Raw genomic sequence first — 14,817 nt, 5'->3', positions numbered from 1 at the left:
GGTGGTTCAGGTGACGCCGAGTTGGCCGCGCAGGACGAGGGCGGCGGCTCCGAGGAGGGCGGCGTCCTCGCCGAGCGTGCTCGCGGCGACGTTGAGGTGCGGGCGGAAGTCGGAGCGGGTGAGGCGGACGATCTCGTCGCGGGTCTGGCCGATCAGGGTCTCGGCGACCAGGTCGGACGGCCCGCCGATGACCAGGTGCTCCAAGCCGAGCATCCCGACCACTGGGGCGAGGGTGGCGCCGAGGCGGCGTCCGGCGTCGGCGAGGACGGCCTCGCGGTCCTCCGGTGCCTGGGCCAGCCGGGCGCGCAGGGCGGGCACGGACGTCCAGGTCTCCAGGCAGCCGGTCTTGCCGCACCCGCACGGCCCCCCGTCCGGGTCGACCACGACGTGGCCGATCTCGCCGGCATCGGCCGCGGTTCCCCGCACCAGTGCGCCGCCGATGAGCAGGCCTGCGCCGACGCCGCGCGAGATGCGGACGCGGACGAGGGTGCCCGGGAAGCCGCCGAAGCGGTGCTCGGCCTGCGCGGAGGCGTTGGCGTCGTTCTCGACATGAACCGGGAAACCGAGGGCACCGGACAGCGTGGCGCCGAGCGGAGTATCCCGCCAGCCCAGGTTGGGGGCGAGCTGCACGGTGCCGTCGGGGGCGACCGTGCCGGGCGTCGCCACCCCGAGGCCGAGGATCGGCTGCTCGGCGGCGTCCGCCAGTGCGCGGGCGAGGTCGAGGGCGGCGCACACGGCGTCCTCTCCGCGCTCGCCGGCCAGGACCCGCTCGCGGGTGGCGAGCACCTCGCCGAGCGGGGACACCACGACGCCGCGGAACCGCTGCGGCCCGGAGACATCGAGGGCGAGGATGGCGCGCGAGGCGGGGTTGATGGTGAGCATCGTGGACGGTTTGCCGGGCCGGCTGGCCCCGCTGGTGCCCGATTCGACCACCAGATCATCGCCGATCAGCTCGGCGACCAGGTCGGACACGGTGACCTTGGTGAGTCCGGTGGCGCGCGCGAGGTCGGCGCGGGACTGGTGGGGCGCGTCGTACAGCGACTGCAGGACGAGGGCGCGGTTGCTCCGGCGCGCGTCCTCGGGACGCAGTGTGCGGCGTGTCCCTCGTTCCATGTGGTTAGTAAACCTAACTAACAAACCTGTCGCAAGGGTTTGCCGGCCCGTTATCGAAGTGTTAACCGGCGCCGCCGCGGCTGGCCCGGTTTTCTCGGGACGACCGGCCTCAGGGAAGATGGACGGCGTGTCTGCCGTCAACGCCCGCGCTCCGCACCCCGTGTGGGGGCCGGACGCCACCAGCACCGCCGTGCTGGCCGGGGCGGTCGCCATCGTGTGGGTGGTGGCCAAGCTGGTCTCCGTGTGGGGCTGGGTGATCGCGCCCGGCGAATACGGCGACACCTTCTACTACTTCACCGCCGCCCAGCAGGCCGCCACCGGCGGTGGTGTCGCCGAGGCGATGCGCGAGTACCCGACCCCCGCCGCGCTGCTGCTCATGCTGCCCTACGAACTGGGTGCCACCCACCATGACAGCTACCGGGGTGCCATCGTGTGGATGACCTCGATCGCCGATGCCGCCTTCGCGCTGGTGCTCGGACGCCGGCTGGGCCCGGTCCCGGTGCTCGCCTGGGTCGCGATCACCTCATCCCTCGGCCAACTCGCGCTGCTCCGCTTCGACATGCTGCCCGCCGCGGTGGCAGGCCTGGCCGTCCTGTTCGCCATGGCCGGACGCGGCGGTGCGGCGTCCGCCCTCGTCGCCCTCGGCACGGGGCTCAAGATCTGGCCGATCGTGCTGATGCCGCTCACGCTGCGCCACGGACGCCTCGCGCGCCCGGCGGTCGTCCTCGCGGGCGTCGGTACCGCCCTCGTCGCGCTGAGCATCGCCGTCGGCGGGGTCGGCCGGCTGCTCTCGCCGCTGGGCTACCAAAGCGACCGCGGACTGCAGATCGAGGCGGTCGCGGCCACCGTGCCGATGTTCACCTGGGCGCACGACGAGGCCTATCAAGTCTGGTACTCGACCTTCCATGCGTTCGAGGTGCTCGGTCCGGGCGTCGAACTGTGGCTGCGGGTGGCCCAGGGGGCATCCTGGTTCGGGCTGGTCGCCTGCCTCGGCCTGCTCGCCCGCTGGTGGTGGAACGGTGCGCCGGCGTCCGGGATCGGCTGGCTCGCGATCACCCTCGTCGGCACCTTCGTGGTCACCTCGCGTGCCCTCAGCCCGCAATACCTGCTCTGGTTGGCGGCTCCCGCCGTGGTCGTGCTCGGGTATGCCTGGAACGCCGCCTGGCGGGAGCGTGATCCGGCCACCCCGGGTCGTGCCGGGTCGGCCGACGGCCCGGGGCTCGCCGCGGGTGCCTCGGACGGGCCCGGCGAGGACGCCCCCGGCCTGGTCGCGGCGCTCGTGACGGTGGCCGGCGTCCTGATCCTGTGCGCCCTCACCACCGCCGTCTACCCGGTCTACTACGGCGGAATCACCGGCCGCGGCGACACCACCGGCCACACCCTGCTGCTCCTCGCACTACGCAACGTAGGACTTTTGCTGCTGGTGTCGTGGTCCGCAGTGTGTGCCTATTTCAGTGCGCCGGGGCGGACCAAATTCAGGGCTGGGTCTGGTGTGAGGTAGTTGAAGGCACCACAATAGGCGCGTCACTCGGACGGAAGGGGGCGCATGCCCAAGCACCACGTCGTGATCATCGGATCCGGCTTCGGCGGCCTATTCGCAGCCAAGGCGCTGCGCAAGGCGGACGTCGACATCACCCTGATCGCGAAGACCTCGCACCACCTGTTCCAGCCGCTGCTCTACCAAGTGGCGACCGGCATCCTGTCCGAGGGATCGATCGCGCCCGCCACGCGCGAGATCCTTCACAAGCAGGACAACGTCAAGGTCCTGCACGGCCTGGTCACTGACATCGACGTCGAGGCGCGCACGGTCACCCACCGCATGCACGACGCCCAGATCACCACCAGCTACGACTCGCTCATCGTCGCCGCCGGTGCCGGGCAGTCCTACTTCGGCAACGACCACTTCTCCACCTTCGCGCCCGGCATGAAGTCGATCGACGACGCCCTCGAGCTGCGCGCCCGCATCTTCTGGGCCTTCGAGCGCGCCGAGCGCGAAACCGACCCCGAACGCCAGCGCCGCCTGCTCACCTTCGTCGTCGTCGGCGCTGGTCCCACCGGCGTCGAGATGGCCGGCCAGATCCGCGAACTCGCCTCGATCACCCTGCGCAACCAGTTCAAGATGTTCGACCCCAACGACGCGCGAGTCATCCTGCTCGACGGCGCGAAGCAGGTGCTGCCGCCCTTCGGCGAATACCTGGGCCGCAAGACGCAGGAATCCCTGGAACGCTCCGGCGTCGAGGTCGTGCTCAACAGCATTGTCACCGACCTCAACGGCCGCTCGGTCACCTACAAGAACGCCGACGGTGAACTCGTCACCATCGACTCCACCTGCAAGGTGTGGGCGGCCGGCGTCCAAGGCAATGTGCTCGGCAAGACCCTCGCCGCGCAGACCGGAGCCGAACTCGACCGGGCCGGGCGCGTCATCGTCAACCCCGACCTCACGCTGCCCGGTCACCCCGAGGTGACCGTCATCGGCGACCTCGCCTTCGTGAAGGGCGTGCCCGGTGTCGCCCAGGGCGCCATTCAGGGCGGACGCTACGTGGCCGCCCGGATCGCCGACCAGGTCGCGGGGCGTCCGGTCGACGACAAGCCATTCGTCTTCAAGGACAAGGGCTCGATGGCGACCATCTCGAAGTTCTCCGCCGTCGTGAAGGTGGGCAAGATCGAGTTCACCGGCTTCTTCGCCTGGGTGGCCTGGCTCGGATTGCACCTGCTCTACATCGCCGGCTTCAAGGGCCGCGTCACCACGCTGCTGCACTGGGTGCTGAGCTTCGTCGGCCGGGGCCGCTCCGAGCGCGTCACCACCAACCAGCAGCTGGTCGGACGCCTCGCGCTGGAGTCGCTGGGCCAGAACGTCACGGCGAAGCTGCTCCGTGGTGAAAAGGGCGGCACCGACCAGGCACGTACCGAGAACTAGTTCGCGCTGCCGCTGAGGCTGTCCTTGGGTTGAGGTTTGTCTGTGGGGCCGAGTGGGGTCCGGGTGGTGGGGCCGCCGCCAACCACCCTGCCGCGCTGACGCACGGCAGGGGGCCAGGACCATCCACGGCTGCGGCCCCACCACCCGGACCCCACTCGGCCAAGTCCTCAGGGTGTCTCGCGTTGGGTGCCGGGCGTGACGCCTGTTGAGGTCAGGCGGGACGCGTTGCGGGGCTCGACTTGGCGGTGAGCGACGGGTCGCGCTGGACGATGTCGCCCAGCGTGCTGTCGATCGCCGCGAGAACGCTGTCGTCCAGGGTGACGCCGACGGCGGCCACGTTCGAGGTGACCTGCTCGGGACGAGAGGCTCCCACGATGGCGCCGGCGACGTTGTCGTTGCTGAGCACCCAGGCGATGGCGAGCTGCGCCATGGTGATGCCCAACTCATCGGCGATCGGCTTGAGGTTCTGCACCCGGGTCAGCAGGTCGTCGTTCATGAAGCGGGCGATGGTCTGAGCGCCGCCCTTGGCGTCCGTCGCGCGCGACCCGGCGGGCACCGGCTGGCCCGGCAGGTACTTGCCGGTGAGCACGCCCTGGGCGATGGGCGACCAGACGATCTGGCTGAGGCCCTGCTCGCGGCAGGCGGGCACGACCTCGCCCTCGATGACGCGCCACAGCATCGAGTACTGCGGCTGGTTCGAGATCAGCGGGACGCCCAGTTCGCGGGCGATCGCCTGGCCGGCGCGGATCTGGTCGGCGGTCCATTCGCTGACGCCGATGTAGAGCGCCTTGCCCTGGCGGACGACGTCGGCGAACGCCTGCATCGTCTCTTCCAGCGGGGTTTCGATGTCGTAGCGGTGCGCCTGGTAGAGGTCGACGTAGTCGGTCTTCAGGCGGCGCAGTGAGCCGTTGATCGACTCCATGATGTGCTTGCGGGACAAGCCTGCGTCGTTGTGCCCCTTCGGGCCGGTGGGCCAGTAAACCTTCGTGAAGATCTCCAGGCTTTCGCGGCGCTCGCCGGCCAACGCCTCGCCCAGCACCGATTCGGCCGCCGTGTTGGCGTACACGTCGGCGGTGTCGAAGCTGGTGATGCCGGCATCGAGCGCGGCGCGCACGCACGCCTTCGCGGCGTCGTTCTCGACCTGCGACCCGTGGGTGAGCCAGTTGCCGTAGATGATCTCGGAGATCTTCAGGCCCGAGTTGCCCAGGTAGCGGAACTGCATTGGGGTGCGTCCTTTCGGTGGGGAGTCACCTCCCATCCTGCCACCGGCACCCGCCTGGGGAGTGGGTGGGAGCAAGGTCGTCCGTCCCAGCGTTGGCATCGCGGGCCGGCGCGCCACAATGGGTGGCATGCCGCACGACGCCGAGGGTCCCGATCTGACTGTTCCGCTCGCCCGGACGCCGCCGCTGGTCCTGCGCGGGCGCACCTTCGATGCGGGGCGTCCGGCCGTGATGGCGATCGTCAACCGCACCCCCGACTCGTTCTACGTGACCACCGGGACGCGCGGCGTCGACGAGGCGCTGGCCGGGCTCTCGGAGGCGGTGGCCGCCGGGGCCGACCTGGTGGACGTGGGCGGCGTCCGCGCCGGGCAGGAGGGCGACTGGGTCGATGTCGCCGAGGAGGTGGCCCGGGTGCGCCCGTTCCTGGTGGCGGCGCGTGAGGCGTTCCCGGATCTGCTGATCAGCCTCGACACCTGGCGCAGCGAGGTGCTGGAATCCTGCGCCGATGTCGGTATCGACCTGGTCAACGACACCTGGGCCGGGGCCGACCCCGACCTGGCGGCGGCTGCGGCCGCGTTGGGTGCCGGGTATGTCGTCTCGCACACCGGTGGGCTGCCGCCGCGCACCGACCCGGTGAACATCTCCTACGGACCGGATCCGGACGACGTGGTGGCCTCGGTGCTGGACGGTCTCGCGCAGGGAGCGCAGCGGGCGGTGGACGCCGGCGTCCGGCCCGAGGCGGTGCTCGTCGATCCCACGCTCGACTTCGGTAAGACCACCCGCAACTCCTTGCGCGTGCTGCGGGCGACGGGGCTCGTCGCGGGGCTGGGGTATCCGGTGCTGCAGGCGATCTCGCGCAAGGACTTCGTCGGAGAGACGCTGGGGCTTCCGGCGTCCGAGCGGCTCGAGGGATCGCTGGCGGCGACCGCGGTGGCCGCCTGGCTCGGGGCGACGGTGTTCCGCACCCATGACGTGCGCGCCACGCGCCGGGTGCTCGACATGGTGGCGTCCGTTCGCGGGGACCGTCCGCCGGCCGTCGCGGTGCGTGGTGAACCGGCCTCGCGCTGACCCGGCGGGTGCTTGCGGGGCGGCCGTGCCCGGACTCGACTTCGGAAAACTAGTCAGTACGACTATAGTTGACGGCCGGCGCGAATAATCGCGACCAAAGTGAGAGGCGCTCGCCCGCCCCACATCCCGCACCCCGACCTACCGTGGACATCACCATGAGCACCACTCAGACCCGCATCCCCGACTCCGATCTCGATTTCGGCCTCGATCCCGCGCGCGCCCGTGCCCCGCACGATGCCCGTGCGCTGTTCCGTGACGACCGCGCCGCCTCTGCATCGCGCGCCACCCCGGACGCCGACCGGGCCTCCGCGCGCCCGGTGGCGGACGAGCCGGAGGAGACCCCCGAACCGCCGAAACTTTCGCTGTCGCCCTCAGGCCTGACCGCGGGCGCGATGGCGGCGGTCACGTCGGCCGTCGTCGGGTCGCACCTGGGCACTGCGGGCACCCTGATCGGCGCGGCCGTCGGTTCGCTGGTGGGCGCGGTGGCTACCGCGCTCTACTCGTTCAGCCTGCAGCGCACCTGGCATGCCGTGCGCACGGCGCGCCGGGCTGATCGCGGCCGTGCCGCGGATGAGGTGGCCACGACGCAGACCGCCCGGACCGCCGCGGAGCCGGCACCCGCCCAGGCGCGAGCCTCGCAGGAGCGCGCCACCCAGCGCGGGTCGCGCCGGATCACCCCGGTGGCGCTGACCGCCTGGATCGCCGTCACTGCCGTCGCCGCCTTCGCGGTGGCCCTCGCCGTCATCACCGGGATCGAGAAGGTCGGCGGCGCATCGTTGTCGGGCCAGCCGGGCACCACCGTCCAGCAGGTGCGGCAGGCGCGCGCCGCCGTCGCCGATGAGCCGGCTACCCAAACCACCGACCGGCAGAACCAGCCGGCGGGCGCCCAGGTGCCCGCCACGCCCACCCCGCAGCCGTCGGCGTCCGTCGCCGAGCCGTCGGTGCAGGCGACCCCGCGCCTGTCCGCGGAGCCTGTCGCGACGCCGTCAGCGCCGAGCGCGCCGGCCGCGACCCCCGCCGCCGAGCCGACGAGCGGCGAGGCGTCCAGTGGGACTACTGGCAGCGGAACCACCGGCAGCAGCACCACGGGCGGCACGAGCACCACCCAGAACGTCGGCCGCTGACTCGGTGCGTGAACATTTCGTACTGCTCAATGAGCGAGGCCGGCTGAGAAGGTCAGTCCGACTGAGGTTTTCCGGGGCCGGCCGACATTGAGCAGTACGAAATTACCTTCGGCGTCAGTCGTCTACTTCGGCGTCAGTCGTCGGCGTTGATCATGAACACCGACGCCCGGTCGGCGTAGGCACGCAACTGTGCGGCGTCCTCGGGATCGATGTCGACAGAGTCCACGGCCTCGTACCAGCAGCGCGCCCAGCTCTCAGCGCCGCGCCGGGTGATCCGGTAGGGCATGTGCCGCATGCGCAGCATGGGGGCGCCGCGGGTGAGCGAATAGGTCATCGGCCCACCCCAGTACTGCTCCATGAACATGAGCAGCCGCTCCTCGGCTCCCTGCCAGTCATCGTTGGGGTACACGTGGGACAGTTCGGGATCGGCCTTTGCTCGCTCGAAGAAAGTGTGGACCATCGTCGCGAATGCCTCGTGCCCGCCCACGCGTTCGTAGAGCGATTGCTCGCTCTCGTCCGGCTGCGTCGTTGCCTGCACCCCTCCATGTCAGCACTTCTGCGGGCGCGCCGTGGCGGAATCGGTCAACTGCCCTCGTCAATTGCCCCGATACGATGAACAGGTGACCACCACCGCACCCCACGACGCCCCGCCCGCGGACTCCGGACGCCGTCCGCTCGGCGCACTGGTCCTCGACTGGGGGCTGGCGCTGATCGCGCACCTCGCCGTCGGGATCTCGTGGGTGATCACGACACTCGCGGTGATGGGATCGCTCGACGTCGCCCGCCGGATGATGATGAACTCCGAGTTCGCGTTCGACACCGGCCGGCTCCCGCAGCCCTGGGTGATCCCGATCGGGGTGGGGCTGGCCTACATCTCGCACCTGTTCCTGCGCTGGTCGATGCGCCGCGCCGGCCACGGCCGGCCCGCCTGGGGTGGCCGGGTGATCGCGGTCGTCGCCATCGCGCTCGGCGTGATGGTGGGCGCCTACCTGTGGACGCCTGCGCTGCAGGTCGGCGGCAAGGTCGGTCCGGCGTCTGGGCAGTACGCGCCTTGGGGTCCGTTCGGCTGGGCCGCGCACTACAGCCGGATGGCGCTCCCCGTGCTCGCGGCCGCGTTCGCCGGCATCCTGGTGCTGTTCTCGCGGCATTCGCCGCTGGTCGTCATCGTGAAGGCCCTGCTGCGTGCGCTCCGGTCCTGGCGGGACGCCCGCCGCGGCAAGGGCGCCGAAGCGCCGGACGCCTCGGCCCACTGATCTCGGCTCAGGGCCTTCAGATCCTGCGGCGATGTCAGGGTTGGTCGTCATTGTGAAGGCCGCGCTGCGCGCATTCCGGTCCTGGCGAGACGCCCGCCGTGGCGCGGCATCGCGTCGTTCCGCCTCGTCGGCTGAATCCACGGAGTCCTCGACCCACTGATCTTTGCTCGCGTGGTTGAGATCCTGCGGTGATGTCAGAGCGTGTCGGCGAGTGCGGTCAGTGTCGGGGAGGTTCCGGCGTCCACCTTGATGGTGGCGAGCTCGTCGGCACGGGTCGGGCCGTGATTGACGAGCACGACTGGGATGTTCCGGCGGGCGGCGTGGCGCGCGAACCGCAACCCCGACATCACCGTGAGCGACGATCCGGCGACCAGGAGGGCGTCGGTGGCGTCGAGCAGCGCGAAAGCCTCGTCGACGCGTGCGCGGGGCACGGTCTCGCCGAAGAACACCACATCGGGTTTGAGCACGCCGCCGCAGGCCGTGCACGGCGGAACCACGAAGTCGTCCGGGTCATCGATGTCGGCGTCCCCGTCGGGGCGAAGCTCGGCGGCACCTGCGGGAATGCTGCCGGTGACGGCGGGGTTGGCCCGCTCGAGTCGCGTCTGGAGCGCCGCACGGGGGCTGATCGCCTCGCAGTCGAAGCAGACCACCTGGTCGATGCGTCCGTGCAGATCGATCACCCGAGGGCTGCCGGCCTCTGAATGGAGTCCGTCCACGTTCTGGGTGATCACCGGGGCGCCCAGCCCGGCGAGCGCGCGATGCCCCGGGTTCGGCACGGCGGCGCCGAAGCTGCGGAACCCCATCATCGAGCGGAACCAATAGCGCCGCCGGGCATCCGGGTGCCGCAGGAAGTCGTCGTACTGGATCGGGTTGGTCGGTCGTGAGTCGGGGCCGCGATAGTCGGGAATGCCCGAATCGGTCGAGATGCCCGCACCGGTGAGCGCGAGCCAGGACCGTCCGCGCAGGACGTCGGCGACGGCGTCCACCTCGGCGGTGGTGGGCGGTCGGATCGGCACGGGTCGAGGGTACCGGCCCGTGCGACCGTCGTTGCGGGGCGGCGGAGGGATGGGTGCGGCGGGTGGTGAGAGTAAATCACTGCACTCGATTGCGAGGGTCGCTCAATAACATCAGTGGGACTGATGTTTTTCGAAGCCGCCCGAAATCGAGTGAAGTGATTTGCCGCGCATCGCACGGTGACCAGGCGACGAGAGGGCGCTGCGGGGAGTAGAAAGGAGCATCGCGGCAGGAGGAACCCATGACCGACCAGCACGCCACCTCATTCGGGCAGGCGAGTGACCTCTACGAGAACAGCCGGCCCACGTACCCTGCCGAGGCGGTGACCTGGCTCGTAGGGGAGGCGGCCGAGGTCGTCGATGTCGGTGCCGGTACCGGCAAGCTGACCCGCGGATTGCTTGGCGCGGGCTGCCGCGTGACGGCCGTCGATCCTGATCAGGCGATGCTCGGAGTTCTGGCTCAAGGACTGCCGGGGGTGACCACTCACCTCGGCTCGGCGGAGTCGCTGCCGCTGCCCGACGCCTCCGCCGACCTGATCACGTTCGGGCAGGCGTGGCACTGGGTCGACGTGCCGTCTGCCAGCCGCGAGTGCGCGCGGGTGCTGCGCCCCGGTGGCGCGCTCGGCCTGATCTGGAATGTGCGCGACGAGTCGGTGGACTGGATCGCCGCGATGACCGTGATCGTGACGGCTAGCAAGGCGGAGCGGATGGTCGCCGACGGGACGGTCCGGGTGGGTGAGGAGTTCGGTGCGCTCGCTGAGCGTTCCTGGTCGTGGAGCCGGACCCTGACGCCGGAGGTGATCGTGGAGCTGATGGCGTCCCGGTCGGCGGTCATCATGGCGGCACCCGAGGAGCGCGCCCGCGTGCTCGGCGGCGTCACCGACCTGCTGGCGAACCACCCGGATCTCGCCGGCCGCGACACGATCGAGGTGCCCTACCGCACCTACGCCTACCGCGCGATCCGGACGTAGGCCGGGTCACGGATACGAGAAGATCAAGTATGCGCGCACTGGCGAAGATGCACGCGGGCCCCGGGCTCGCACTCGTGGACCGTCCCGAACCCGAATGCGGTGACTGGCAGGTCAAGATCCGGGTGTTGCGGGCGGGCCTGTGCGGCACCGACCTGCACCTGCAGAGCTGGGACGATTGGGCCGCCGAACAGATCAGCGTGCCGCAGACGATCGGGCACGAGTTCTACGGCGAGATCGTCGAGGTCGGCGCCGAGGTGAAGGAACTCAAGTCCGGCGATCGGTGCTCGGGCGAGGGGCATCTGGTCTGCGGGTATTGCCGCAACTGCCGCGCCGGTCGCCGCCATCAGTGCATCCGCACCGTCGGACTGGGCGTGAACACCGACGGCGCGTTTGCCGACTACGTGGTGTTGCCGGTGGAGAACGTCTGGAGGCACCCCGACTGGGTCGATCCCGATCTCGGTGCCCTGTTCGACCCGCTCGGCAACGCCACCCACACCGCGCTGCAGTGGCCGATGGTGGGCGAGGACGTGCTGATCACCGGTGCGGGTCCGATCGGCGTGATGGCCACCGCGATCGCCCGGCACGCCGGCGCGCGGCATGTGGTGGTCACCGACCTCAGCGATGTCCGCCTCGAACTTGCTGCCGCGGCGGGCGCGGGTCATGTGGTGAACGCGAGCCGCACCCGGCTGCGCGATCTGCAGCGCGAGATCGGCATGCGCGAAGGCTTCGACATCGGGTTGGAGATGTCGGGTGCGCCGGCCGCGGTCGCTGAGATGCTGGAGAACATGAATCACGGCGGGCGGATCGCGATGCTGGGCCTTCCGGCGTCCGACTACGCCATCAACTGGGGCAAGGTGATCACGCACATGCTCACCATCAAGGGCATCTACGGGCGTGAGATGTTCGAGACCTGGTATCTGATGACGTCGATGCTGTCGACGTCGACCGCACTCAAGGACGCCGTCCGCTCGGTGGTCACCCACACCTTCGCCCCCGAGGACTGGGAAGAGGCCTTCGCCGTCGCCCGCTCGGGCCATTGCGGCAAGGTGATCATGGACTGGAGTTGATCACTCAGCGGCGGGCATCGAGAACGTCGTCACGGCCCAGGCCGAGCAACACCTGGTCGGCGGTGATGAACGTCAATCCTTCGACGGTGGCCTGGGTGAGCAGAATCCGGTCGAACGGGTCATGGTGCGGCAGCTCGGTTGTCCCGATGGAGTGGGCGTGCTCCGCGGTCACCGGCAACTCGTCTACGCCGATGGCGGGCGTGATCCGGCCAAACGGCGCGAGATTGCCGAAGCGGCCACGCAGACGTTTGATCTCCAACTCCCAGATCGACGCCGCGGAATAGTGCACGGTGGACGCCTGCGACAGTCGCTCCCGAGCCTCCGCGCCGAGACGTGGGTCGTCGGTCATCAGCCAATAGAGCGCGTTGGTGTCCAGCAAGTAGTCGCTCATGCGAGCGCCCCGCCTTCGAACAGCGAGACGAGTTCGGGGTCGACGGCATCGAAGTCGTCAGGGAGATCGATCACGAGCCCCTTCCAGGCGCCCCAGACAAGGTCGATGCGCTGATGGGGAACCAGGTCGGCGATCGGCTTGCCCGCACGGGCGATGGTCACCTTCTCACCCGCCTCGACTGCTTCGAGCAGCTTGGACAGATGAGTCTTGGCCTCATAGACGTTGACGGTCCTCATGAGCGAATAATACTAGTCTGACCAGACTTGATCAATCGATTGGTTGTTCGTCCGGTGTGGGTATGCGCCTCGCCTCGTCAGGCAGCTCGGTGGGCTGGACCGCAGGGGCGTGGACTAGCGTGGCCTCACGACGACGAAAGAGGCACGCGCTATGTACGGAGAGTTCCGCACCCACATCGACGCCACCCTGGCCGGCATCGAGGAGGCCGGGCTGACCAAGCGCGAGCGGGTGATCACCACGCCGCAGTCGGCGTCCATCGGCGTGGCCACGGCGGACGCCCCCGTGCTCAACTTCTGCGCCAACAACTACCTCGGCCTGGCCGACCATCCCGACGTGATCGCCGCCGCCCATGCCGGTTTGGACGCCTACGGCTTCGGGATGGCGTCGGTGCGGTTCATCTGCGGCACCCAAACCCCGCACCGCGAATTGGAGCAGCGGCTGTCAGCATTCCTCGGCACCGAGGACACCATCTTGTTCAGCTCCTGCTTCGACGCCAACGGAGGCGTCTTCGAGGCCCTGTTCGGCGCCGAGGACGCGATCATCTCCGACGAGTTGAACCACGCCTCGCTGATCGACGGAATCCGGCTGTCGAAGGCCCGCCGCTTCCGCTACCGCAACGCCGACATGGACGACCTCGCCGCCCAACTCGAGGCTGCGTCCGGCGCACGATTCACGGTGATCGTCACCGACGGCGTCTTCTCGATGGACGGCGCCTACGCCCCCCTGCGCGAGATCTGCGACCTCGCCGACCGCTTCGGCGCCCTGGTGCTGGTGGACGATTCGCACGCCGTCGGTTTCGTCGGCGAAGGCGGACGCGGTACGCCCGAGTTGTTCGGTGTCGCCGACCGGGTCGACATCCTCACCGGAACCCTCGGCAAAGCCCTGGGCGGGGCGTCCGGCGGCTACGTGAGCGCGCACGCCTCCATCGTCGAATTGCTGCGCCAGCGCGCCCGTCCCTACCTGTTCAGCAACTCCGTCGCCCCCAGCGTGGTCACCGGATCGCTCGCCGCGCTCGACCTGGTCGCCTCGTCCTCCGAGGGCCGGGCCCGGTTGAACGCCAACACCGCCCTCTTCCGAGAGTTGATGGACGCCGCCGGCTTCGACCTCGACCCGTTCGCAGGAAGCTCCTCGGCTGCGGGTGCTGGTGTGACTGCGACCGTGAGCGCAGGCGCAGGCGCAGGCATGAGCATGGCGGCGGGTGCGGGTGTAGTGCGCCCCGGTGACGTGCCGCCGCACCCGATCACCCCGGTGATGTTCCCGGGCGAGGACGGCGCCCGCGAGGCGTCCCGGATCGCCGAGAACATGCTCGCCGCGGGCGTCTATGTCATTCCGTTCAGCTTCCCGGTAGTGCCTCGAGGCAAGGCGCGTATCCGCGTCCAACTCTCCGCCGCCCACAGCGAGTCGGACGTCCGTGCTTGCGTGGACGCCTTCATCGCCGCCCGCGGATAGAGCTCCCGTTCGCTGGTGCCATCGGCGTCCACCGCACGGAGATGGGTGGTGTCGAACGCAATCTGGCCCTCGTTCGGGCCCGCCATCCTGGCCCCGGATCGCGAAAGTTCATACCCCTGGGGGTTACCGAGTGAACACTGAAGAGGCTCCGTGAAGAAATCTTCGTTGGTTCGCGTCATCATCTGGTGTGGGGTGGGTCTTTGTGAGTGAGCGGCCTTCGGGGGAGGTGCCGCTCGGAGGGAAACACAAGGGCATTCATGCCGTGAGCGACGCGCTTGGGGGAGGGCGTCGCACCGCATGAAGCAGTGCTGAGTGCGACGTAACTGGGGGGTGATGTCGCACCGCATGAGGAGTGCCGTGTGCGAGGCATCTGGGGGGACGCCGTCGCACCGCACGCTGAGGTGTTCTGTGTTTTCGTCGGGGGAGAGATGCCTGGCCGGGCCTCGGGACCGTGAGCGGTCCTGAGGCCTACGGCCGGAGCGTCGCCCAAGCTTACGAGGTGGCACGGTGGTGAACCGGCGCCCGACTCGGATCACAGAGGTGAAGCACCACCATCAAAGACGCGGAGCCGTGGGTGATGTCCCGCCACCACTCAGCGGGACGTCACCGAGCCGTGGGCTCCGTCACCAAGCTGGAGATGCACTGGCTGCGCGCGTGGTGTAGCAAGCGCTCCGTTGAGTAGTAGTGCGACGTGACCGTGAGTACGCTCCGTCTGGCCTGTGGGGAGAGTCTTCGTTGTCGCCGTCTGGTGATGGCAGTACTGGGCTTCGGTGGGGATGCCGACGTCGCCATCTGAGGGCGGGGTGAGGTCGTGGTGCCGGGAATGTCACTCGAATCCTTGTCGGAGTGCTCATCGGCGGCGATGAGTGTTACGTTTCCGGCGTCCGTCGCAAGGATCTGCCACTCGGCGCGCCCAAAGGCCCCTGCGGCGGGCGTCGAGTGGTCGATTCTTGCGAGCCTGAGGTCCGAGTCTGCCGGGCATGAGTCGTTTGTA

The 14,817-nt window shown here is 69.5% G+C and carries 14 protein-coding genes; 8 read left to right on the top strand and 6 right to left on the bottom strand.

The window, feature by feature from the left end; all coding sequences use genetic code 11:
* Positions 1 to 6: 6 nt before the first annotated feature.
* Complete coding sequence (locus QM708_RS07715; RefSeq protein WP_415106301.1) at positions 7 to 1,113, bottom strand: ROK family transcriptional regulator; 1,107 nt, start codon at positions 1,111 to 1,113, stop codon at positions 7 to 9.
* 127 nt (positions 1,114 to 1,240) lie between these two features.
* On the opposite strand from QM708_RS07715, the gene QM708_RS07710 reads away from it, so the two are divergent.
* Entirely contained in the window at positions 1,241 to 2,614 is a 1,374-nt protein-coding gene (locus QM708_RS07710) for a hypothetical protein (protein ID WP_415106298.1), read from the top strand.
* Between the two features lie 45 nt (positions 2,615 to 2,659).
* Positions 2,660 to 4,030 (top strand): NAD(P)/FAD-dependent oxidoreductase, encoded by a 1,371-nt coding sequence (locus QM708_RS07705; protein WP_415106295.1) that lies wholly within the window; start codon positions 2,660 to 2,662, stop codon positions 4,028 to 4,030.
* Between the two features lie 211 nt (positions 4,031 to 4,241).
* Here the strand turns inward: QM708_RS07705 and QM708_RS07700 are convergent, their stop codons facing one another.
* The gene (locus QM708_RS07700; RefSeq protein ID WP_415106292.1) at positions 4,242 to 5,252 is read right to left on the bottom strand and encodes an aldo/keto reductase family protein; all 1,011 of its coding nucleotides are present in this window, start codon (positions 5,250 to 5,252) and stop codon (positions 4,242 to 4,244) included.
* A 127-nt stretch (positions 5,253 to 5,379) separates the two neighbouring features.
* Here QM708_RS07700 and folP point away from each other — a divergent pair, with 127 nt between their 5' ends.
* Both folP and QM708_RS07690 read left to right on the top strand, forming a co-directional pair.
* Positions 5,380 to 6,318: a dihydropteroate synthase gene (folP, locus tag QM708_RS07695; protein WP_415106289.1), complete on the top strand. Its 939-nt coding sequence runs from the start codon at positions 5,380 to 5,382 to the stop codon at positions 6,316 to 6,318.
* A 155-nt stretch (positions 6,319 to 6,473) separates the two neighbouring features.
* The gene (locus QM708_RS07690) at positions 6,474 to 7,442 is read left to right on the top strand and encodes a hypothetical protein (RefSeq protein WP_415106286.1); all 969 of its coding nucleotides are present in this window, start codon (positions 6,474 to 6,476) and stop codon (positions 7,440 to 7,442) included.
* A 133-nt stretch (positions 7,443 to 7,575) separates the two neighbouring features.
* Here the strand turns inward: QM708_RS07690 and QM708_RS07685 are convergent, their stop codons facing one another.
* Positions 7,576 to 7,980 carry a globin gene (locus tag QM708_RS07685; RefSeq protein WP_415106283.1) on the bottom strand — a complete coding sequence of 135 codons (405 nt, stop codon included), beginning with the start codon at positions 7,978 to 7,980 and terminating at the stop codon, positions 7,576 to 7,578.
* An 82-nt stretch (positions 7,981 to 8,062) separates the two neighbouring features.
* On the opposite strand from QM708_RS07685, the gene QM708_RS07680 reads away from it, so the two are divergent.
* Positions 8,063 to 8,695 (top strand): hypothetical protein, encoded by a 633-nt coding sequence (locus tag QM708_RS07680; RefSeq protein ID WP_415106281.1) that lies wholly within the window; start codon positions 8,063 to 8,065, stop codon positions 8,693 to 8,695.
* A gap of 194 nt (positions 8,696 to 8,889) precedes the next feature.
* On the opposite strand, the gene QM708_RS07675 is transcribed toward QM708_RS07680, so the two are convergent.
* Complete coding sequence (locus QM708_RS07675; RefSeq protein ID WP_415106278.1) at positions 8,890 to 9,711, bottom strand: NAD-dependent protein deacetylase; 822 nt, start codon at positions 9,709 to 9,711, stop codon at positions 8,890 to 8,892.
* A gap of 239 nt (positions 9,712 to 9,950) precedes the next feature.
* Between QM708_RS07675 and QM708_RS07670 the strand changes: the two genes are divergently transcribed.
* Positions 9,951 to 10,679, top strand: coding sequence for a class I SAM-dependent methyltransferase (locus QM708_RS07670; RefSeq protein WP_415106275.1), 729 nt, complete (start codon positions 9,951 to 9,953; stop codon positions 10,677 to 10,679).
* Positions 10,680 to 10,708: 29 nt separating this feature from the next.
* The gene (gene tdh, locus QM708_RS07665; RefSeq protein ID WP_415106272.1) at positions 10,709 to 11,746 is read left to right on the top strand and encodes an L-threonine 3-dehydrogenase; all 1,038 of its coding nucleotides are present in this window, start codon (positions 10,709 to 10,711) and stop codon (positions 11,744 to 11,746) included.
* Positions 11,747 to 11,750: 4 nt separating this feature from the next.
* On the opposite strand, the gene QM708_RS07660 is transcribed toward tdh, so the two are convergent.
* Both QM708_RS07660 and QM708_RS07655 read right to left on the bottom strand, forming a co-directional pair.
* Positions 11,751 to 12,137, bottom strand: a complete 387-nt coding sequence (locus tag QM708_RS07660) for a type II toxin-antitoxin system VapC family toxin (RefSeq protein ID WP_415106269.1) — start codon at positions 12,135 to 12,137, stop codon at positions 11,751 to 11,753.
* Complete coding sequence (locus QM708_RS07655; RefSeq protein ID WP_415106266.1) at positions 12,134 to 12,373, bottom strand: type II toxin-antitoxin system Phd/YefM family antitoxin; 240 nt, start codon at positions 12,371 to 12,373, stop codon at positions 12,134 to 12,136. Before QM708_RS07655 ends, QM708_RS07660 begins: the two co-directional genes overlap by 4 nt.
* A gap of 151 nt (positions 12,374 to 12,524) precedes the next feature.
* On the opposite strand from QM708_RS07655, the gene QM708_RS07650 reads away from it, so the two are divergent.
* Positions 12,525 to 13,823 (top strand): glycine C-acetyltransferase, encoded by a 1,299-nt coding sequence (locus QM708_RS07650; protein ID WP_415106263.1) that lies wholly within the window; start codon positions 12,525 to 12,527, stop codon positions 13,821 to 13,823.
* The last annotated feature ends 994 nt before the right edge of the window (positions 13,824 to 14,817 follow it).

It is taken from the genome of Propioniciclava sp., from assembly GCF_047602245.1.
Classification (GTDB): domain Bacteria; phylum Actinomycetota; class Actinomycetes; order Propionibacteriales; family Propionibacteriaceae; genus Propioniciclava.
The sequence above is the reverse complement of the archived record's forward strand: the minus strand, read 5'-3'. Positions and strand labels throughout refer to the sequence as shown.

Coding starts and splice junctions, on each gene's coding strand:
- QM708_RS07705 (WP_415106295.1), top strand. CDS start 2,660: ATGCCCAAGCACCACGTCGTGATCATCGGATCCGGCTTCGGCGGCCTA.
- QM708_RS07655 (WP_415106266.1), bottom strand. CDS start 12,373: ATGAGGACCGTCAACGTCTATGAGGCCAAGACTCATCTGTCCAAGCTG.
- QM708_RS07650 (WP_415106263.1), top strand. CDS start 12,525: ATGTACGGAGAGTTCCGCACCCACATCGACGCCACCCTGGCCGGCATC.
- QM708_RS07690 (WP_415106286.1), top strand. CDS start 6,474: ATGAGCACCACTCAGACCCGCATCCCCGACTCCGATCTCGATTTCGGC.
- QM708_RS07715 (WP_415106301.1), bottom strand. CDS start 1,113: ATGGAACGAGGGACACGCCGCACACTGCGTCCCGAGGACGCGCGCCGG.
- QM708_RS07700 (WP_415106292.1), bottom strand. CDS start 5,252: ATGCAGTTCCGCTACCTGGGCAACTCGGGCCTGAAGATCTCCGAGATC.
- QM708_RS07660 (WP_415106269.1), bottom strand. CDS start 12,137: ATGAGCGACTACTTGCTGGACACCAACGCGCTCTATTGGCTGATGACC.
- folP (WP_415106289.1), top strand. CDS start 5,380: ATGCCGCACGACGCCGAGGGTCCCGATCTGACTGTTCCGCTCGCCCGG.
- tdh (WP_415106272.1), top strand. CDS start 10,709: ATGCGCGCACTGGCGAAGATGCACGCGGGCCCCGGGCTCGCACTCGTG.
- QM708_RS07670 (WP_415106275.1), top strand. CDS start 9,951: ATGACCGACCAGCACGCCACCTCATTCGGGCAGGCGAGTGACCTCTAC.